This window comes from Flavobacterium myungsuense (assembly GCF_042677265.1).
In the GTDB taxonomy this organism is placed as follows: domain Bacteria; phylum Bacteroidota; class Bacteroidia; order Flavobacteriales; family Flavobacteriaceae; genus Flavobacterium; species Flavobacterium myungsuense.
The window spans coordinates 55886-77714 of sequence record NZ_JBHTIZ010000045.1 but is presented as its reverse complement, the minus strand read 5'-3'; the positions used below and the strand labels follow the sequence as shown (position 1 = coordinate 77714).

The 21829-nt window shown below is 32.5% G+C and carries 12 protein-coding genes, 1 other RNA gene and 1 pseudogene; 2 read left to right on the top strand and 12 right to left on the bottom strand.

Features of this window, described 5'->3' with window-relative positions:
- Positions 1 to 51 precede the first annotated feature (51 nt).
- From ACFQ0S_RS12480 to ACFQ0S_RS12450, 7 genes and pseudogenes are all read right to left on the bottom strand, one after another.
- Complete coding sequence (locus ACFQ0S_RS12480; protein ID WP_379758094.1) at positions 52 to 1434, bottom strand: glucoamylase family protein; 1383 nt, start codon at positions 1432 to 1434, stop codon at positions 52 to 54.
- A gap of 71 nt (positions 1435 to 1505) precedes the next feature.
- Positions 1506 to 2411 (bottom strand): LamG-like jellyroll fold domain-containing protein, encoded by a 906-nt coding sequence (locus tag ACFQ0S_RS12475; protein WP_379758091.1) that lies wholly within the window; start codon positions 2409 to 2411, stop codon positions 1506 to 1508.
- A gap of 30 nt (positions 2412 to 2441) precedes the next feature.
- Positions 2442 to 3899, bottom strand: a complete 1458-nt coding sequence (locus tag ACFQ0S_RS12470; RefSeq protein WP_379758089.1) for a RagB/SusD family nutrient uptake outer membrane protein — start codon at positions 3897 to 3899, stop codon at positions 2442 to 2444.
- Between the two features lie 20 nt (positions 3900 to 3919).
- Positions 3920 to 6286 (bottom strand): annotated as a pseudogene (locus ACFQ0S_RS12465) (SusC/RagA family TonB-linked outer membrane protein); the annotation flags it as partial.
- A gap of 15 nt (positions 6287 to 6301) precedes the next feature.
- Entirely contained in the window at positions 6302 to 6931 is a 630-nt protein-coding gene (locus tag ACFQ0S_RS12460) for a carboxypeptidase-like regulatory domain-containing protein (RefSeq protein WP_379758086.1), read from the bottom strand.
- Between the two features lie 225 nt (positions 6932 to 7156).
- Positions 7157 to 9901 (bottom strand): helix-turn-helix and ligand-binding sensor domain-containing protein, encoded by a 2745-nt coding sequence (locus tag ACFQ0S_RS12455; RefSeq protein ID WP_379758083.1) that lies wholly within the window; start codon positions 9899 to 9901, stop codon positions 7157 to 7159.
- A gap of 54 nt (positions 9902 to 9955) precedes the next feature.
- Positions 9956 to 11158, bottom strand: coding sequence for an NAD(P)-dependent oxidoreductase (locus ACFQ0S_RS12450; protein WP_379758080.1), 1203 nt, complete (start codon positions 11156 to 11158; stop codon positions 9956 to 9958).
- Between the two features lie 200 nt (positions 11159 to 11358).
- On the opposite strand from ACFQ0S_RS12450, the gene ACFQ0S_RS12445 reads away from it, so the two are divergent.
- On the top strand, positions 11359 to 12555 hold the full coding sequence (locus ACFQ0S_RS12445) for a serine hydrolase domain-containing protein (protein WP_379758077.1): 1197 nt from the start codon (positions 11359 to 11361) through the stop codon (positions 12553 to 12555).
- Positions 12556 to 12677: 122 nt separating this feature from the next.
- Positions 12678 to 13073, top strand: a transfer-messenger RNA (tmRNA) gene (gene ssrA, locus ACFQ0S_RS12440).
- 615 nt (positions 13074 to 13688) lie between these two features.
- On the opposite strand, the gene secDF is transcribed toward ssrA, so the two are convergent.
- The 5 genes from secDF to gyrB all read right to left on the bottom strand — a co-directional run bounded on the left by secDF (position 13689) and on the right by gyrB (position 21827).
- Complete coding sequence (secDF, locus tag ACFQ0S_RS12435; RefSeq protein WP_379758074.1) at positions 13689 to 16661, bottom strand: protein translocase subunit SecDF; 2973 nt, start codon at positions 16659 to 16661, stop codon at positions 13689 to 13691.
- A 216-nt stretch (positions 16662 to 16877) separates the two neighbouring features.
- Complete coding sequence (locus tag ACFQ0S_RS12430) at positions 16878 to 17699, bottom strand: hypothetical protein (protein WP_379758071.1); 822 nt, start codon at positions 17697 to 17699, stop codon at positions 16878 to 16880.
- 109 nt (positions 17700 to 17808) lie between these two features.
- Positions 17809 to 18741: a malate dehydrogenase gene (locus ACFQ0S_RS12425; protein ID WP_379758068.1), complete on the bottom strand. Its 933-nt coding sequence runs from the start codon at positions 18739 to 18741 to the stop codon at positions 17809 to 17811.
- Positions 18742 to 18812: 71 nt separating this feature from the next.
- Positions 18813 to 19835 carry a DUF6588 family protein gene (locus tag ACFQ0S_RS12420; RefSeq protein WP_379758065.1) on the bottom strand — a complete coding sequence of 341 codons (1023 nt, stop codon included), beginning with the start codon at positions 19833 to 19835 and terminating at the stop codon, positions 18813 to 18815.
- 51 nt (positions 19836 to 19886) lie between these two features.
- Complete coding sequence (gene gyrB / locus ACFQ0S_RS12415) at positions 19887 to 21827, bottom strand: DNA topoisomerase (ATP-hydrolyzing) subunit B (protein ID WP_379758062.1); 1941 nt, start codon at positions 21825 to 21827, stop codon at positions 19887 to 19889.
- Between the last annotated feature and the right edge of the window lie 2 nt (positions 21828 to 21829).

The window sequence follows — 21829 nt, the reverse complement described above, 5'->3', positions numbered from 1 at the left end:
AAGTATCGAGAAGTGCTAAACAAAAAACACTCGAACTGACGTTTTTAATTACTAAAATCCATGTTGCGTTGAATTAAAACCTAAATCAATTAAACCCGCTTTTACTTCAGGTGCTTGCATAAATAAATTCCATAACATTCCTGTTCTATAATTTTCAATCATTGGCGCGATTGTTCCTTGATCTATGGCCAAATAGCGTTTTGTTACCCAATTATAATGCGGAGAAATGGCATCATAAGGTCCTGCAACACCAACATATTTTGCTTTATTTTCTTCATACAAGTAGCGCAAAAATTTCATTGATTCTACTGGAGTATAAGGAAAATTAGATAAAGCTGCTGTAGGCGAAATCACTCCCCTGTCATTTCCAGGTTTATGATCTGTATACCCAACAGAACCATTAGAATTTCTAGTATAACTTGCAGTTAATCCCCAACATTTATCGCTATATCCTTTCCAACTCAATGGATTAGTTACACAATATTGGTACATGATTTTAGCATGATTTTGAGTCAGTTCCCAATAATTTGCATATTGATCTGATAATCCGCGAGGATCAAGACCTAAATGAGAATAATGTGCCCAAAACATGGGACCTACATTTCCTGATGCTCCATTGTAATTAAATACAACAGGAATGTTGAATCGAAGAGCAGGGTTTTTAATACCTCCGTTTCTTGCCCAACCTTTGTTGTAACAGGCATTAGAAATAGGATGTGTTGGCGAACTTTTAGCCATTATATAAGTAATTAAACATTCATTATACCCTTCTAATTTAAAATTCTTTTTCCAAGCATAGTTAGGTGACCAATGCCAATATAAAACCTCTTCACCTTTAGTATACCAATCCCATTCTACGCCTTTCCATAACCTATCTGCTTGTTCAGCTAAAGCAATTTCTTCGGGAGTTCCGTTTTTAAAGTACTCTCTAACACAAATTAAACCTTGACATAGGAAAGAAGTTTCTACTAAATCGCCTCCATCATCATCAGAACCAAAAGGGATTACTTTTTTTGTGTTTCCATCTATCCAATGTGGCCAAGCTCCGTGAAAACGATCGGCTTTTTCAAGAAAATCAAGCATTGTTGTTAGTCGACTAACGGCATCGGCTTTACTTATAAAATTTCGTTCTATTCCTACTAAAAGTGTCATTAAACCAAATCCTGAACCACCAATTGCTACAATATTGGCATCATTACCAGTATCGTCTACATGATAGCGCTCTCGGGCTAACTTAGAATTAGATTGTGCATATTCTACAAAATATTTTAATGCATCTTTTTGAGCCATATTTAATATAACTTCTTCAGATAATGGAGGATCCACAACTACTGGAGGATCTACAATAACCGCTGGATCTGGAGTAGTACTAGTATCACAACCGGAGCAAGAAACAAATAAGGAGAATAGAAGAAATAAACGAATGATTTTCATATTGAAAAAATATTGTTTTAAAATATATAACACCTAATACAACAGCATTAGGTGTTATGAATAACTACTATTTATCTTCCTGCTTTTTCAAGCTCGTATAAAGAGTTTATATCAGCTGCTGTTAGAGCTTTATTCCAAATTCTAATCTCATCTAATTGTCCAGTCAATGGTTTATTCCAAGTATCACTTGTTGTTGCAACATTACCAAAAGCTCCAATTACAGGATAGGTTGGAGTAAAGAAACTCAATGGTAAAGAATCGCCATTATTTCTAACTTCCCATGCATTATTAGAAATTTCAACTCCATTTACCCAAATTTTGAAAGTTCCGGCGGTACCGTTCCAAACAATTACATATTGAGCCCATTGACCACCAACTTTATTTGGAGCCCATGAATGAGCAGCATCCATCCATGGCTCTTGTTTGATCATGTTTACAACATCTTGACCATTTTCAGTATCGTCTGCTTTTTTAATTTTTACCAGTCCTTTTACTTGAATTGAATCATTAGTTGCTTCACGTTGACCTGTTTCTAAAATTAAGTTTACATTCCCTGCCCAATCACTTCCTGGACGAGTTAAAGTTAAAATACATGAAGCAGAACTTGAAACATCTGTTTTATTATTAGAAATTTTACCCCAAGCACTTATCGTCATACTTCCTGATGAAGTAGCAAGTGCTGCTATTGAAGGATAAACCATATACCCAGCTGCAAAATTAGCTGCTTGACCTTTTGCTCCAGCAACAAATGTTGTTCCAACTGTGGTTGTTGGTGCTGTACTAGATTTACTTTCAGTTCCATTTCCGTCTAAAGGCCAATAGGCTACTAAGTTAGATGCGCCTACTTCGTTTGCATTGTTATACCCACCAATTGGAGGCAGTGGTGCTGGTGCATCGTCATCTGAACCGCAGCTCGTTAGTAAACCAAAGCTTAGCGTCATTGCTAAAGCGAAACCTGATAATTTAATTGTTTTCATAGTGTTTAATGTTTAAAATTGAGTTAATTGTTAATTGTATCCGTTATTTTGTGTTAATCGTCCGCCACTTGCGGTAATTTGTTGTTGTGGAATAGGAAAAACTTCGTGCGTACCTACTATAAATGTTTTTCCGTTGGCAGCCATTGCGGTTTTTGCCTGACCTGTTCTTACCAAATCAAACCATCGGTCGTGTTCCATTGCCATTTCTAATCGTCTTTCTTTCCAAATAGATTCTAGTGTTACATCAGTAGCGTCTGCTAGACCCGCTCTTTTTCGGATCACATTAATCTGTGTAAGCGCTTCTCCTGTATTTCCTAATCTAAAAGCTGTTTCCGCACGTATCAATAAAATATCACTGTATTTTAATACTCTTAAATTTTTAGCGGTATCATCTCTATTTCCATTCCAAGGTTCAAGGGTTTTACTTTGATAAGCTTTATAGTTATACCTTGGGTTATTTAATGTATTTGGAGCTACAAAACCGTCCCAAAGAGTGGATGGAATAAACATTATAGTTGCTGCTTTTCTTAAATCGCCAGGCTCATAAGCATTGGTTAAACTTAAAGAAGGTGTATTAAAACCCCAACCTAAATCAGGTGTTCCTCGTGGTTCTTGTACATAAGAATAGACTTTTAATCCGTTATCAAATGTGGCCTGAATTTCAAAAATAGATTCTGATTTGTTTTCCCCTACTTCTCTCCAAACGTCAGCATAATTATCTAATAAGTCATATTGTAAAGAGTTCATCACTTCACCACACAAATCAAAGGATTCTTGCCATTTTTCTTGGTACAAATACGATTTGGCTAATAGTGCTTGCGCAGCGCCTTTCGTAGCTCTACCCACATCAATAGATTGATATTGTATAGGCAATTTACCAATGGCATCTACTAAATCTAATTCAATTTGTGCATACACTTCCTCTTTAGTTCTTCTGGTAAACACCACGCGATTTACAGTTTCAGTATCATTCAAATCTATTTGTGAAACCACAATGGGTACTCCGCCAAAACATCTCACTAAATCAAAATACCATAATGCTCTTAAAAATTTAACTTCGACTATTAATCTGTTTTTTAATGTTGCATCAATTGAAAGTTGTTCGAGATAAAATATTGCTTTATTGGCTCTACCAATGCCTTGATATCTTGCTTCCCATACGTCTAAGAAAGAAAGCCCAGAAGCATTAAACGTTAGTGCGTCTAGTTTGACTTTGTCGGCACCTGAATCACCGGGAGTTGATCCTTTATCGGCATCATCAGAGGTAATACTTGTGATTCCTATCCAAGAAAATGAATTAGTATTATAATCTAGATTTTTATTGTAAACCCCATTTACTAATTGAATTGCATTGCCGGGATTGTTTAAAAAATCAAGTTCACTTTGAGAATCTTGAGGTAGTACTTCCAAATCAGATTCGCATGAAAGATTAAATAAAGCAAATAATACTACTCCTAAAAATAATTTATATGGGTTAAAATTTTTCATTTTATTCATTTTTAATTTAATTAGAAACTAGCATTTACACCAAATAACAAGGTCTTGTTCGTAGGATAGGCATCCAATTCAATACCAGCTCCTAGCAAAGGATTTCCGTTGTCACCACCTGATATTTCGGGAGAAAAACCTGAGTAGTTCGTGAAAATGAAAGGATTCGTTGCCGTAACATAAAATCTAACTTTATCTATTGTATTTATGATTTTAGGAACCGTATATCCTAAAGTAATATTGTTTATTCTCAAGTAACTTCCGTCTTCGATGTAATAGGTTGAAGGTCTTGGAACAGCGTTAAATGGTTTTGGATTCAGTGCGTTTGGTGTTGAAGGCGTCCAGAAATTGTCTAAAACTGCCGATTCAACATTTTCACCCACAAAACGTTGGGCTTTCTTTCCGTTGTAAATTTTATTACCCCCAACTCCATAGGTATCTACAGAGAAATCAAAATTCTTGTAATTCATTCCTATATTTATTCCATAGGTATACGTAGGAATATAAGAACCTGCATTAATACGATCGTTATCGTTTAAACCCGGAATACCGTCTACCATTTCATTTAAAATTGGTTCTCCATCAGAATTGTACCCAAGTAATTCGAAAACATAAAAACTACCTAGCGGTGCACCTAATTTTACCAGTTTCGTATATTCTCCATTATTAGTATTTCCGCTTCCAGGAAGATTTCTAAAATAGGGACTTGTAATTTCTGAAACTTCATTTTGGTTAGTTGAGAAATTTCCTCCAACGTAATAACTAAAATTATCACCTATTTTGTTATCATATCTTACTGTAAATTCTAGTCCTTTATTTGTAACCACTCCGGAATTAATAAATACATTTTCTTCAGAAAGTACTTTAGGAATAGAAAGTGGTAATATAATATCATCTGCTTTTCTGTTGTAATAATCAATTGTTCCTGTTAAATGATTGTTGAGAATTGCAAAATCAATTCCAAAATCAAACTCTTTCATAGTTTCCCATGTTAAATTTGGATCAACCGCATTTCTAACATAATTTCCAGGTTGACTCACTGGATTTATACCAAATGGATATTGAATATTAGAAAAAGTAATGTTATTAAAGCTTGGCCCATTTCCGTTTCCAACTTCACCGTAACCAGCTCTTATTTTTAGAGAATTAATTATTTTTACATCTTTCAAGAAATCTTCATTACTTACTATCCAACCTGCAGATACTGCTGGAAAGACACCCCACTTTTTATCTCCTTGAAAGACGCTAATGCCCTCTCTTCGAATAGAGCCAGAAAGTAAATATTTGTTGTTGAATTCGTATTCAAGTCTAGTAAAATAAGCAATGGAAACTCTAGGGTTACTATGATTATTAGTAACCACTGACCCAGGAGCAATGGCATTATTTTGATTAGAAATGTCTAAATACCAATAGTTTGTTTGCTCAGGAACATTTAAACGTGTTCCATTTAAAACTTCACTATTGTTGCTTGTGGTTCTAGACATACCAGCAACAACTGTAACATTGTGTAAGCCAAATTCTTTTTTATAGGTTAAAAAATTATCCCAGTTCCAGATGTACGAATCACTTCGTCTTTGTTGTAAAGTGTTGATTGGGTCTTTAGGTCTTTGACTAGCGTAATCTTCTTCATTTAATGAGGGGTTTTGTGTAAGAAACAAATCTCTATTAGGAGTAAATGTATACCCTTTACCCCAATCAGCTGTTGCTCCGAAACTAGTATTGAATTTTAAATCATTAAGCAATTTTAATTCAGCTCCTAAGGAACCAAATAAAGTTACATTTTTATTTTTTTCGTAGGTATTTAACAATTGCGCAACAGGATTGGCAACGTTATTCATTACTTGTCCAGTAAGGTCATTTAAACCTGTTTCGGTGTTTACTAACGGCGCACCAAAACGACCGTTTGCATATCTCACAGGTACTATAGGCGATTGTTTGTAGGCATTTGTAAAAGCACTTAAGGGTTTAGGGGTATTGTCGGCAATAGATAAACTTACGAATTGGGTTACTTTAAATTTCTCGGAAAATTTGTATTCGTTTTTATTGACCACGTTATTTCTTTTAAATTCCGTACCCAATAAAATTCCTTTTTCAGTATAATTTGAAATTCCTAAATAGTAGCTAATCATATCATTTGCACCAGAAATAGAAACAGCATTATTAGTTACTTCTCCTTTTCTTGTAATTTCATCCAACCAATTTGTATTTATAGGTTGGTTAAAATTATAGAAACTAGAGGATCCTAAAGCGAAATTATTGTAATACGCATATCTAAACGAATCTGCCATTTTTACTTTTTTAAGAATGTCTTTTTGACCGTAAAAGGCATCATAAGAAATAGTTACTTTCCCTTTTTTTCCTTTTTTCGTTGTAACTATGACAACGCCGTTTGCTCCTTTTTGTCAGTAAATTGCTAACGAGGAAGCATCTTTTAATATATCAAAAGAAGCAATATCATTGGCGCTCAACCCATTTAAACTTCCTGATTCTACACCGTCAATTACATACAGAGGACTTCTAGCACCTAGTATAGTTCCTAAGCCTCTAATAACAATTGTAGGATTTGCTCCTGGCTCGTCATTAGTAACAATGTTAACCCCTGCCGCTTTTCCTTGAATCGATTGAATAGCTGATTGTCCTGGATTTTTTAATATATCAGCTGATTTTATTTGAGAAACTGAACCCGTAATGGCTCCTTTCTTTTTTGTTCCGTAACCAACTACTACGACTTCATCTAATGCTTTTGTAACCTCTATTAATGTTATATTTAAGGGTGATGTCGAAGATGATATAGTAATGGTTTCAAAACCTACCATTGAGAATTTTAATTTATCTCCTACTTTAGACTTGATACTAAAACTACCGTCTAAATCAGTTACTGTTGAACTTTTAGAATTTTGGTTTACCACATTTACACTAGGAATAGGAAGTCCGTCTTTGTCAATTACTTTTCCAGTTACTTCTTGTGCATTGATTTGTGAGAAAAAAGTTGATGAAATTAAGAATACGATAAAATGAATGTAATTTTTCATGTTCATTTATTAATTTTTCGTTTCTCAAATTTAGGGTATTACAACGATATAGTTTTATTGTGATTAATGCAACATTTGTACATCATTTTAGTTTTCTGATTAAGAAACCTAGATAAATTGCACTTTAGGCAAAGTTTCAAGTTGTTTTAAAATTTAAAATGATGTAGTAAAGATGTAGTAAAAGCGAGTTTCGAAAACGTAATAGTGATGTGTTTTGAGCTAAAATTAGATTTCTAGAAGAAATTTAGTGAGGTTTTTTTCTTGATTTAGTCCTAATTTTTTTCTCAATCGGTAACGATGAAGTTCTACACTCCTAAAAGAAATATTCATTAGCGGAGCAATTTCTTTTGAAGAAAGATTCATTTTTAAATAGACACAAAGTTTTATGTCTTTTGAAGTGAGTAATGGATACTTTGTGGATAACCCTTTTATGAATTCATTATGAATTTGATTCAGATTATTTTCGAAAACTTTCCACTCTTGTTTGTTTACGGCATTTATTTTAATTGCCTTCTTAATTTCACTTTTCAGTTTATTAATATCGAATTCATTATCTAATATTTGCTGAATGTTTTCAATCATTTCGCTTTGCTTTGCAATAGAAAGAGATTTTCCCGCAACTTCTGATGATTTGGTTTGAATTTCTAACTCTAAAATATGTTTTTCATATTCTTGAACATTCAATTCGTTTTCAGCTTGTAATTCTATTTCTAAAATTCTTTTTTGATGGCGTAATTCCTCCTCTTTCAAGGCTAATTTTTGATTGTATTTAATTTTATTCCATTTATAATATAAATATAGAATTACAGCTATAGCTAACAGGTAAAAAAGGACCATCCAAAATGAAAAATACCACGGTTTATCAACTTTAAATTGAAAATTTGAAACTTCATAGAATTTTATTCCATCACTAAAATAAACAACTATCGAATGCGAACCGCTGTTTAAATTATTGAATACTAAAGACCCTTCTTTGGTTGGCATTAGCTGCTTTTGGTCGTCTATTTTATAAAATAAATTAGGCTTGTTTGAGCCATAAATTCCTGAAACTATATGCAATTTCAATTCATTATTGTATTTTATACTGGATTGATTAGGAATTAATTCTTTATTATTATAGGCTTCAACTTTAATGTTCGGAACAGAAACTTTATCCTTTTTTAGTTCTAAAACAATGAAACCATCATCAAGATTAAGTAAATATTGTTCTTGATTCTTAAAAATTTTAAGGTTATCATTGATAATTTTACCTCTATAATATTTTTCTTGTACCAAGTTCCAAATAAATTGAGTTCCTCTTGAATGAATAATATACAATAGACCTGATTGTAATACTAAAAAATTATTTTCATTTATGGCTACTATATCAGAAATGTTCTTAAAATTAGAATTAAAAAGGCTGTTTTTTTCTAATACATTAGTAATCGAATTATGGGTATACCAAGTATTGTTTATAAAAAATAGAATTTCATTTCTAAACTCCAAAATTTTGACTCCAAAATCATTTGAAATGTTATTTTGTTGGGCAACATTTATAACTTTTTTAATTTTATACTGATTATCAAAAAGAACTCTGTATAAACCCCTGTAATTATCGGCTGCCCATATTTCGTCTATTTTATTTTGAGCAACATATTTAATAGGCTTATAGAAATCTTTTATTTGAGTATATTGAGAAAAGTCATTTTCGTTTTTGTAAATATTAATTCCACTGTAGGTCGCTTGTAAAAAATTAGAATTCAAATTACTCTTCGTAAAATTCCAACCGCCATTAACACCGTTAATTTTTGTTAATGTATTGTTTTTATATAAAAAAGTACCCTCGTTATGCCCAATTACATATTGATTATTAATTTTTGTGATGTTCCAAGCTTGCCCTTTAGAATTGGGCAATAATGACAAATTGTTGTTTTCGTAATTGTAAATACCATGATTCGATGCCATTAAGAATCCAGTATCAGTTGTAGCAACAGAATAAACAGAACCTAATGTTCCTGTATTATCTGTAAAAATAGAAACAGGAGAATTAATTTCTACATGAGCAATTCCGTTGTCTAATCCTAGCCATAAATCATTCTCTTTATCAAAGTCAATACTTAGTACCGAATTATTCATTAGCATATTATTCCTATTGATATTTATATAGGAATTGCTTTTCATGTCTATACAATACACCCCTTCGCTGGCGGTTCCGACTATAAGTTTATCTTGATTTAAGAATTTTGCACAATTAATTATAGCGCCTTTTAGTGTAGCATTTAATGCATTATTCCAAATATGTATTCCGCTTTTATCAGCAACAAAAACACCGTTTTTTTGAGTGAAGATGTACACTTTATTGCCAATATTTTCAATAGAATGGATAACATTTCCTTTTAGAACACTCCAATTCTCAATCTTTTGGTAACTAGAGCCTTGTAACTTGAACACACCATCATTTATTGATGCTAAAAATAATTCATCATTTACAGGAAAACAGTATGAAATTTGAAAGGGCAACTTTATTTCATTGATTTTTCCGTTTTCAAGAATATAAATTTCATTAAAAGATTGGAAATATATTTTATTGTTTAATTGAACTATTTTCCAAATTTCTTCATTCCCTGTATCTTTAAATGTCTTATTTCTGTTAGAAATGGAAAAATAAATCATCTTCCCATTTTTTCTATACCAATAACCAAACTCTTTGTAAGATCCTGTATACACTTTGTCACCGATAACCAGGACAGAGCGAATAATGGTTTTATTTGGAAGCGTATATTTTTCCCATTTTACACCGTCATATCTTAAAAAATAATGATTGTTTGCAAAATACATGGCTTTATCTATACCTTGAGATAAACTCCATATTTGATTGTCTCCTTGATAGTTATACTTGCTGTAATTTTCAACAAATGGCAATAGCTCTTGTGAAAATACATTCAAAGAGAAGAGAAAAAAGAATACTATTTTAACCGTGTTGGATTTCAATATAATCGTGTTATCTAAAAAAATATAATCTCGTATAATATAAAATCAATGCTCTTATTCCCTATCAACATAATTTTGCAAATGCTTAAATCTTTCCGTTAGTTTGCCATTCTCAGTCATCTTGGCTCTAAAAAGAACACCGTCTTTATCCTCATTAAAAAAGGCGGGAACCACATGCTGCATAAACATTTCTCCAAAACCCTCACTGGCGTCTTTAGGCAATTCGCAAGGCAAATTATCGACAGCCATAACCACTATAGCTGCAGGATGTGTATAAGGCACCTCTTTGTTTTCTATAGGTAAATAACCATATAATGGTTCCGCTATTGTTGAAGATCGAATAGTACAAACAATAGGACCGTTTACATCGCAAGAGATATCTGCCACTACTTTTATTTTACAATCTTTAGATTGAAGCATTTGTTTTGTTAGTATAGCAGGAGCTTCATTCGCATGAAAATGTGCAGCAAAATAAATGTCTGACACTTTAGTAAATCGCTCAAAGTTAGAAACATAAGCTGTTGGGTTTTTATAAAAATCGGAGTTTCCAATTATTTGACCGTCTATTCGTTTGTTATAGTCTAAAACATCTATCTGAACGTAAACAGGTTCGGAATATATTTTAGTTAAATAATTTTCGACAGAAACTTGCTTTATTTTCATTCCGTAAAGAATTTCTTTAACGCCAGATCCTGCTTTTCCACAACCTGTTACCACAATCTTAATAGGTGGCAAAATTTGTCTTTTTAGTTTAGCAATTAACGCCTCTTTACCTGAAAGTGTTTCGGCTTTTGGCAAATTAAATAGTTCAAATTTTATTCCAAAGGCTCGTATACCGTTATAGGTTCCCACTAATCCTGCATATTTTCCAAAGCCTATTAGTCGATTGCCGTTTTTATCTACAATCGTTTCGTGGTCATACAATTCGATATTTTTGTCTAAGATTGCTTGAAGCAACTTTCTATTATGAGGCTGCTTTTTGATAGTGTGAGAAAAGAAAAAATATTTTTTATTAGGTAGTAAAGCATCAACAGGTACCTCTTTTATTCCGAAAAAAATATCACAATCTGAAATGTCACTTGTAACTTCAATTCCTAAGTCTGCATATTGTTTATCTGAAAAAACTCTATTATCTGAACTTTCTACTTTTATTTCAACATTTGGATAGGTATTTTTTAATCGGACTAATTCCTCTGGAGTAAAAATAACTCTTCTATCAGGAGGATTTTTTCTTTCTTTTATAATTCCAAACTTCATTTTCTATTTAAGTATCTATATTTTGAGACCAAATGTACACCTTTACTATATCGTTTTCAAAACTTTTTAATTAAAAATTGACTATTGATTATTGAAAACAGATGGGAAGAAAAAAGTTAATAAATAGTGTATAATAGTTAACAAAGCATTCTAATAATAAAATATAACTTTGGTTATATTTGTGTTTTAAGTTATAACCAATGACGATACAATCTACCATCTCAAAATATATATTCTTCTTTTTATGTATGCTAACCATTGGCTGCACCAAACAAGATAAAACCGATACTCTAGATTCAGAACTGTCTGAAAGCGGTTTGCCAATGATGAAGCCTTCTAAAGTAGATTATCCAGCAGTTACTTCTAACTATAACACTACAAAAAAAGCAGCAGTAGAAAAGTATTGTGAAAAATACTGGCGAAATGAAAATAGCAATTTGAGTTTTCTGGTTGCTAAAAATGGTGCGGTTTTATATGAAAGATACCAAGGTATTGGCAACAGAAAAACCCAAGAACCAATAACTAAAGAAACTCCGCTACATATTGCGTCAGTGAGTAAAGTACTAACAGCAACAGCCGTTTTACTATTAATTGATGCTGGTAAAATTGATTTGGATCAGAAAGTAAATACTATTTTGAAAAGTTTTCCTTATTCAGATATTACTATAGAGACCTTATTGAATCACCGCAGTGGCTTGCGTAATTATGCCTATTTTACAGAAGATAAAGGAGTTTGGGATCGTAAAAAAACATTGACCAATCAAGATATCCTAACCCTTTTTACCGAAAAAAATATTCAATTAGAATCGCCTGCTAATAAAAGATTTTGTTATTGCAATACCAATTATGCGATGTTGGCTTTAATTATTGAAAAAGTAAGTGGCTTGAATTTTGGTGAAGCGATGCAGCAAATGATTTTTAAGCCCTTAAAAATGAATAATACTTTTGTTTTTGACATTGATAAAGACAAAGAAAGGGTTACTCCGTCCTACAAAGGAAATAATATGGAGTTGGCCTTTGATTATTTAGATGGTATTTATGGCGATAAGAATATTTATTCCACTCCAAGTGATTTACTACAATTTGATTTAGCCAGAAATGCGCCTTCTTTTTTAAACCCTGAGTTGAGAGCAAAAATTTATAAAGGCTACAGTAACGAGCACAAAGGCACAAAAAACTATGGATTGGGCATTCGCATGATAGAATGGGAAACGGGTCAGAAATTTTATTTCCATAACGGATGGTGGCACGGAAACACCTCTTCCTATATTTCGCTAGGAAAAGAAGGAGTTACCATTATTGCTTTGTCTAATAAGTTTACTAAAAATGTATATTCTGTTCGGAAATTGGCACCGCTTTTTGGAGATTATCCTTTCGAATTTAATGACGAAGACTAGTTTTGGTAATTGATAATTTTTATTATTACATTTTACAATTTCGTTAACCTAAAAATCCCTTATTTATACTTATATTTGCACTCCAATTGATAATTATACTATTGTAATTATGAATTGATAATGGGGTCGACTGGTTTTGACAGCAAGTCGAATTGAAAAGTAAGCACGTCGAGAACTGGGACAATTCTCGTTAATAAAAGGTTTCAAAACACTTACACGGCGAAGGAAACTACGCTCTTGCTGCATAATCTGAATTATAGTAAGATTAGCCACGTCCTACAAGGTAGGAAAGCAGGATTCATCTCGAAAGCTTTGGTTTATAGCGGTCGATAAAGATGAATCGTAAAGATAAACCTAGATTTTCACTAGCTTCGGGTGGATTTCGAAATTAAGAAGCTAAGCGTTTGGTGGTTGTTTCTGTCCTAGCCCAACGTCGAAAACCTAAACAGGAAATAAGCGTGTAGAAAGTTTTTTAGTTGCTTGTTTGGACGGGAGTTCGACTCTCCCCGACTCCACTTAATTTAGAATTAGTAGCCCCTTATTTAGGGGTTATTTTTTTGAATTACAATTAAATTCCTGCCGCTGTATAATTAACATTGTAATGCAGTCCCATTTAAGATTAGTATAAACGATTATTGTACTGCCTTTTTCACATAATTTAACTTAATTATCAAGTAGCTGGATTGTTGGTTCACATATTCATTTTATACTTTTAGTTACTATATATATACTATATACTTATTTTTTAATTTCTTGTATTTATATAATAAATAACTATTTTTGTTGCTTCTACAATATAATATATATCCCTATGGCAAAGGTTAAAAGTCTTTTTGAGTTGAACGGTACACTTGGTGGATTCAATTTTTTATACTCGAAAAGGAATGCCTACTGTTGTAAAAAGAATTCGGAAGTATTTATCCTGTGTTCGTTTTTTAAACAGCTCTATTTTTATGACAAGATTGTGATACCTTTTCAAAAAATAATTATCTAATCACAACTTTGCGATAATTTTTATAAACTCAAAAAAATTATCACAACAAATTTAAAGTTGTAACGAAACCTCACTTTCAAAACAAACCAAAAAAAAATGCCCGATTCATTTCGGGCATTTTCTAATATATAAAAAGCTGTTACTCTTTGTTATGTTCTTCTTCAATTCTTTTGTGTTCAGCATCAGAAATGGTGTCGCAAAGAACTGGAGTTGCTATAAACAATGATGAATACGTTCCTACAACAATACCTATCAACATGGCGAAGATAAATCCTCTGATAGATTCACCACCAAATATAAACATGATTAACAATACTAAAATCATCGTTAATGAGGTATTGATGGTTCTTGACATCGTAGAGTTAATCGATTGGTTTACGATTGAGTTAAAGTTTCCTTTCACTTTACCACCTATGTACTCACGAACTCTGTCAAATACAATAACCGTATCGTTCATTGAGTATCCGATTACAGTTAGAATCGCTGCAATAAAGTGCTGATCGATTTCCATTCCAAAAGGCATATACTTCCATAATAAAGAATAAATCCCTAACACGAAAATTACGTCATGCGCCACCGCTGCGATTGCACCTAAACTGTATTGCCATTTTCTGAAACTGATTACTAAATACAACCCAACGATAAGCATAGCTCCAAGAACTGCCCAATAGGAATTGGTTTTAATATCATCTGCAACTGTTGGTCCTACTTTAGAAGCTTGCAAAATACCGTATTGTTTACCATCATAACTGTTTACGAATTTTTCGTAAGTCATGTCAGCAGAAAAATGCTTTTTCAAATTATCATACAATATTTTATTCACCGCTTGATCTGCTTCTGAACCAGCTTCATCAACCTTGAATTTAGTTGTAATTTTTAATTGATTGTCTTTTCCAAAAATCTTAGCTTCAACACTACCGTCTAAAACTTTAAGTAAATCTTCTCTCACTTCTTCGGCAGCAATTGGTTTTTCAAAATGTACTTGAAAAGTTCTTCCACCTTTAAAATCAACTCCGTAATTCAAACCATTTGTAGCTAATGAAGCAACACTCACTACACAAACAACTAATGAGAATATGTAAGTATATTTTTTTATTTTCAAGAAATCAAAATGAAAATTCGTGAAGAAGTTTTTAGAGAAACCTGTAACAAAAGTTAATTTGTTTCCTTTGTTTACACTCCAATCTAACAATATTCGTGTAATGAAAATAGAGGTAAATAATGAAGTTGCAATACCTATTAACAAGGTAGTTGCAAAACCTTGAATTGGACCTGTACCAAAAATTAATAATACTGCTCCAGTTAATACGTGGGTTACGTTTGCATCAACAATAGAACGCATAGCTCCTTTCCAACCAAATGAAGCTTTAATGGCTTCTTCAATAGTTTTTCCTAAACGTAATTCTTCTTTGGCTCTTTCATAAATGATAATGTTAGCATCGACAGCAGTTCCCATGGTTAAAACGATACCCGCGATTCCTGGCAAAGTTAGTACAGCTCCTAAGCTTGCTAAGATTCCAAATAAGAATAAAAGGTTGATTGCTAAAGCGATATTAGCATAAAAACCAGATTTACCATAGTACACCATCATCCATAAGGAAACGATTAATAAACCAATAATTGCAGAATTGGTTCCATTATCAATAGCTTCTTGACCTAAAGATGGTCCTACTACTTCTGATTGCACAATTTCAGCAGAAGCTGGTAATTTACCTGCTCTTAAAACGTTTGCTAAATCTTTTGTTTCTGTTACATCAAATACCCCAGATATTTCAGATCTTCCTCCAGAAATTGGACCACTTGAAACTCCAGGTGCAGAATATACGATGTCATCTAAAACAATTGCGATATTGCTTTTTTGAGTAAATGCTTTTCCTGTAAGTTCTTCCCAAGCTTTCGCTCCTTGACCATTCATTTGCATCGTTACCGATGGTTTTCCTAATTGATCGAATGAGTCTTTAGCATCAGTTACTACCCCACCACTCATTGCAGCTTGGTTGTCTCTATTTCCTTTTAAAGCATATAATTCAACTGTTTCAACCTCTTTTTTTGTTTTTTCGTCAACATTTACAGAAGGTTTTCCCCATACAAATTTAGCGTAACGCTTGTCTGCAGGCAATAAATTTCTAATATCTTGTCTCTTTAAATACCCATTTATTGAAGCGGTGTCTTTAGGATCTGAAACAGCAAGAACTGGTCCTCCACCTTGGCTAACGAATTTAGATAATAAAGGCCCTAAATCTTTTGCATCAGCAACAGTATCTTTCACTTTATCTGTTAATAAAGTATCGATTCCTTTTTTTGCAGTTTCTTTCACATTTACTGCTGATTTTTCAGTTAGCTTCAAAGCATTGTTAGCAGCCATTAAGAAATTACCTAAATCATCAATTTTATAGGTTTCCCAAAACTCTAATTGTGCCGTACTTTGTAATAATTTCTTAATACGATCTACATCTTTTGCTCCAGGAAGTTCAACTAATATTCTTCCTGATTCTCCAATTTTTTGAATGTTAGGTTGTGTTACTCCAAATTTATCTATACGTTTTCTTAATACTTCAAAAGCACTTTCGATAGATTCGTCTACTTTACGTCGAACGACTTTTTTAACTTGGTCGTCAGTCATTCTAAAGTTTACTTCGTCTCCAACGATTTTATTTGAAAAAACTTCAGGTGAAGCTAGCTTTACAGTTCCCGCAGAGTTTTTTTCAAAAGCTTCGAAAAAAGCATCAATATAATCTTGATTTCCCTGTCTGTTCGCCGTAGCATCAGCAAGAGCTTTGTTGAAAACTGGATTTTTAGTATTATTAGCTAATCCTTTAATAATGTCTTTTACAGAAATTTGAAGTTGTACGTTAATACCTCCTTCAAGGTCAAGACCTTTATTGATTTTTTTGTCTTTTACTTCATTATAAGTAAAGTCAGTAAATCCGAGATTAAATACTTTTTCTTTTCCAATGGAATCTAAATATTTTAATTCTTTTTCTGAATTTCCATTTGCAAAAGTTTTTGCGTCGTTCTCTACATTATGAGATACGAAAGTGAAAGAAAGTTGGTAGATACTTACCAATGCAAATAAAATTGCGAAAAATTTAACTAGTCCTCTATTCTGCATTATTACTAAAAATTAATTAATTCTGTTTGTTTAGTTTATGGTTGATTTAATAAAATAAATACCTTCTTAAAAGTGAATTTAAGTCGGCATCATTTTTTAAAACGTGCAAATATATAATTCTGGTGTAGATTAACCAATTAATTTATCGATTAATATTAAAAAAAGAGAAAGTATTATAAATAAAATAATTGTTTGATTGAAAAACCAATTAAATCTCTAATTTGTTTTTTTAAATAGTAGATAATCATTACTATTTTGACTTCCAGATAAAGGGAATTCAACTGTTGTAAATGCTCCAATTGCAGGATTTAAATTGTATTTAACATTAGTTTCCGCTTTAATTAAACCATAATTTTTGGCATAATATTGTGTAGAAACCAATACATCTTGATTGTCTGAAGATAAAGTATTTATGGTAAACTGCTCAATTTTCGTTGTTACCTTTACATTTAAAACCAATTTGACTTTTTTAACATCAACATAATCAAAACCATTGGATTTAAATGTAGCTAGACTTCCGTCTTCTTTTGCAGTTAAAACATAATTAACCGTTAATGGAAACCCAGGTATAGCTGTAGTGTTGGTAATTGTACCTGATACTTTACCAATCTCTTCTGAAGGAGCTGCGTTTTCTTTGAAAATAACAAAATCACTAACAGAAAAATCAACAGGTAAACTTTCGACAATATTTACAGAGAGATCTCCTGTTAGTTTAATCATTTTACCGTCTACTCGTACAGCATTGTTTTCTAAAGCCCCACAATAAAAACCAGTTGGAAGGAATTTAGTTTTCATTTTTTGGTACGTAAAACCATTAATTTCGACTTCTTTTTCAATATATAATGAATCCCTACCTGTTGTATTTGGATTAACTGAGGTGTTTTCTGTTTTATAAATCCAATAATTACTTTCTTTTATTGGATAAAAGTTGGTTGCTACGCCATCATCTTTTGGAACTTCTTGTGAAGGTGAACTATCATTAGAACAAGAAGATAAAGCGACTAATAAAACTAATTGACAAAGAGTTATGTATTTCATATTTAATTTTTTAAAAAGCGAAGATAGAACTTTTTTAAATCTTTCAAACAAAAAAAAAAACGGCAACCTTTAAATTTAAGATTACCGTTTTAATAAATATAAATTGATTTTATAAAACCGAAGCTAAATCAGCATTCATGTTTCGAATAGCATCAACACTTTTAGCAAATTTTTCTTTTTCGCTATCGTTAAGTTCAATATTTAAAATTTGCTCAACTCCGTTACGACCAATAATACAAGGAACTCCAATACAAAGATCTGATTGTCCGTACTCCCCTTCTAATAATACTGAGCAAGCAATCATCTTGTGTTGATTATTTAAAATACTATCAACTAGATACGCTACAGAAGCACCTGGTGCATACCAAGCCGATGTACCTAATAATCCTGTAAGAGTTGCTCCACCAACCATAGTATCGGCAGCAACTTTATCTAAAGCTTCTTGAGATAAAAATTCAGAAACCGGAATACCATTATAAGAAGCCAATCTGGTTAATGGAATCATAGTTGTATCTCCATGACCACCAATTACCATTGCAGAAATATCATTTGACGGTTTATTTAAAGCTTTTGATAAATAATATCTAAAACGAGAACTGTCTAAAGCTCCACCCATACCTATAATTCTATTTTTTGGAAGACCTGTGGCTTTTAAGGTAAGATAAGTCATTGTATCCATAGGATTTGATACAACTACAATAATTGTATTAGGAGAAAATTTAAGAATGTTTTCAGCAACCGATTTTACAATTCCAGCATTTATTCCTATTAATTCTTCACGAGTCATCCCTGGTTTTCTTGGAATTCCTGAAGTAATTACTACTACATCACTATTTGCTGTTTTTGAATAATCGTTTGTAACTCCGATTATTTGAGTATTAAAACCTGTATTTGTTGCACATTGCATCAAATCCATAGCTTTGCCTTCAGCATACCCTTCTTTGATGTCTAATAATACTACTTCGCTAGCAATTCCTCTATAAGAAATAACGTCTGCACATGAAGCACCTACGTTTCCTGCTCCTACAATTGTAACTTTCATTTTGTTGTTGTTTTTTGTTTATATTTATTTAATTTTAATTTTTTTCTTAAATCTTTACAAAAGAAAGAAAATTAATTTAATTTATAATGTATAGAAAAATTAGTATTTACAAATTTATTAAACGCAATTGATGAATGAAAAAATATTCTATTCCATTTGTAAGCTACTGAAAGCTCAAAAATAGCGTTAATTTTTGTTTTGTAAATTTCTTTTAGCTTTTCGTTTAGAAATTCTTGAGAAGTCCCCCTCGGAAAATTTATAAATTCATCAATAGTCCCTTTTTCTCCTGAAAATTTATATTTAAAATCGCTACTGTTAACAATAGAACCTAACATAAATTCAAAATTATTGTACTCTTTTGAAACATTGGTTTGAAACTGCCATGTGTTTACACTTCCATTAATCCTATTGATACCGAGAGTTCCAAAATTAGTCCTAATATCTAGAAAATCAAAACTTATATTTTCTCTTGAATTACTTAAAATCATGGCAAGATTAATATTTTTTGATTCTAATGCCTTACTATATTGACTTATATTATGCTTCAACCCAAAACCATATACTTGATATTCTCCTCTTTTTATTTTAGTTCTTGGCGCAAATTTGGTAATTAATTCTGTTCCAGAACCTAATGAAACTGCGGCGGAAAGATGCGGGTAAAATATAATATTTTCATTAATTCCTTTTGGAGTTTCAATTGGAAAATTCGGATTTATAACTCCGTATCTATCAACAATATTGATTTGTTCTCCATTTCCCAGAGCAGTAGGAATTGTTGCCGATGTTGCATCTTGAATTTTTAGAAAAGTAAAATCGGAATCTTTTAAAACGAATGTTCTGTCGCTATTAGGAACAAAAAAAACGTTAGAATGTATTCCAAAAGTAGTACTCCAACGTTTCTCTTTTTTTGCAGAGAAAATCCAGCCACCTGACGACTGATAAACAGCTGCATCGGTGGCTGGAGTTATAAATTGATCCGCATAAAAAACCGCATCAATAAAAAATTCATCTATATGTTCTAAAACCTTTGGGTCAAAAGATTGCGAGTAACTACAATTATAAAAAAACAAAATAAAAAAGAGAGCTTTCTTCATAACCTCAAAAAAATTGAGGCATAAAAAAGTATACCTCAAATTATAACGTTTTTATGCATCGATATTTGCGTATACTGCATTTTTCTCGATAAACTCTCTGCGTGGTGGAACATCGTCACCCATTAACATTGAAAATACTCGATCGGCTTCTGCTAAACTATCAATAGTCACTTGACGAAGGGTTCTAAAATTAGGATCCATTGTCGTTTCCCATAATTGTTCTGCATTCATTTCTCCAAGACCTTTATAACGCTGGATTGCTGCGCTACCTCCCATTTTTTCATTTGCAATATCACGCTGATTGTCCGTCCAAGCATATTCTTTTTTGTTTCCTTTTTTAACTAAATACAAAGGTGGTGCAGCAATATAAACGTGACCTTCTTCGATTAATTCCTTCATAAAACGGAAGAAAAATGTTAATATTAGAGTAGAAATATGACTACCATCGACATCGGCATCACACATAATAATTACTTTATGGTAACGTAGTTTTTCTAAATTTAAAGCTTTGGTATCTTCAGCTGTTCCAATAGTTACTCCTAAGGCAGTAAATATGTTTCGAATCTCTTCGTTTTCAAAAACTTTGTGATGCATGGCTTTCTCTACATTCAAAATCTTACCTCTTAATGGTAAAATTGCTTGAAAATTTCTGTCACGACCTTGTTTTGCAGTTCCACCTGCCGAATCTCCCTCGACAAGATATACTTCACATTTTGCAGGATCTTGTTCGGAACAATCGGATAATTTTCCTGGTAAACCACCGCCACCAAGAACGGTTTTACGTTGCACCATTTCACGTGCTTTCTTAGCAGCATGTCGTGCTTGAGCAGCTAAAATTACTTTTTGAACAATGATACGAGCATCATTTGGATTCTCTTCCAAATAAATTTCAATCATATCTGCAACTGCTTGACTTACAGGAGACACGACCTCTCTATTTCCGAGTTTGGTTTTAGTCTGTCCTTCAAATTGTGGTTCAGCGACTTTTACTGAAACAATGGCGGTTAATCCCTCTCGGAAATCATCTCCAGCAATTTCAAATTTCAGTTTATCTAACATTCCGGAAGCATCAGCATATTTCTTTAACGAACGCGTTAAACCTGTTCTGAAACCTTGCAAGTGCGTTCCTCCTTCATGTGTATTGATATTGTTTACATAAGAAAAGATATTCTCTGTATAACTAGTATTGTATATCAAAGCCACCTCAACAGGAATTTCGCCCTTTTCAGAATCCATTGAAATAACATGAGAAATAATTGGTTCTCTGTTTCCATCTAAATACCGAATATACTCTTTCAGACCTTCGGTAGAATGAAATACCTCTTGAACAAAATTTCCATCTTTATCTACCTCTCTTTTATCGGTAAAAGTAATGGTAATGCCTTTATTAAGGAAAGATAACTCTCGCATACGTGCTGAAAGAGTTTCAAAGGAAAATTCAGTAGTTTGTGTAAATATAAGATCGTCTGGATAAAACGTTTGCATAGTACCACGCTTTGTAGTCTCACCAACTTGTTTTACTGGATATATTGATTTTCCTCTTTCATATTCTTGTTCGTAAACTTTTCCGTCTCTAAAAACTGTAGACTTCATTCGTTTTGAAAGAGCGTTTACAACAGAAACTCCCACACCGTGAAGACCTCCCGAAACTTTGTAAGAATCTTTATCAAACTTACCTCCTGCTCCGATTTTAGTCATAACTACTTCTAAAGCAGAGATACCTTCTTTTTTATGCATGTCTACTGGAATACCTCGACCGTTATCTTCTACAGTTACCGATCCGTCTTCATTGATTGCAACACCAATAGTATCACAATGGCCTCCCATTGCCTCATCAATCGAGTTATCGACAACTTCATAAACTAAATGGTGTAAACCTCTAACCCCTACATCTCCAATATACATCGATGGACGCATTCTAACGTGCTCCATTCCTTCTAATGCCTGAATACTATCTGCTGAATAATTGTTCTTTTTTATTTCGTCGCTCATAA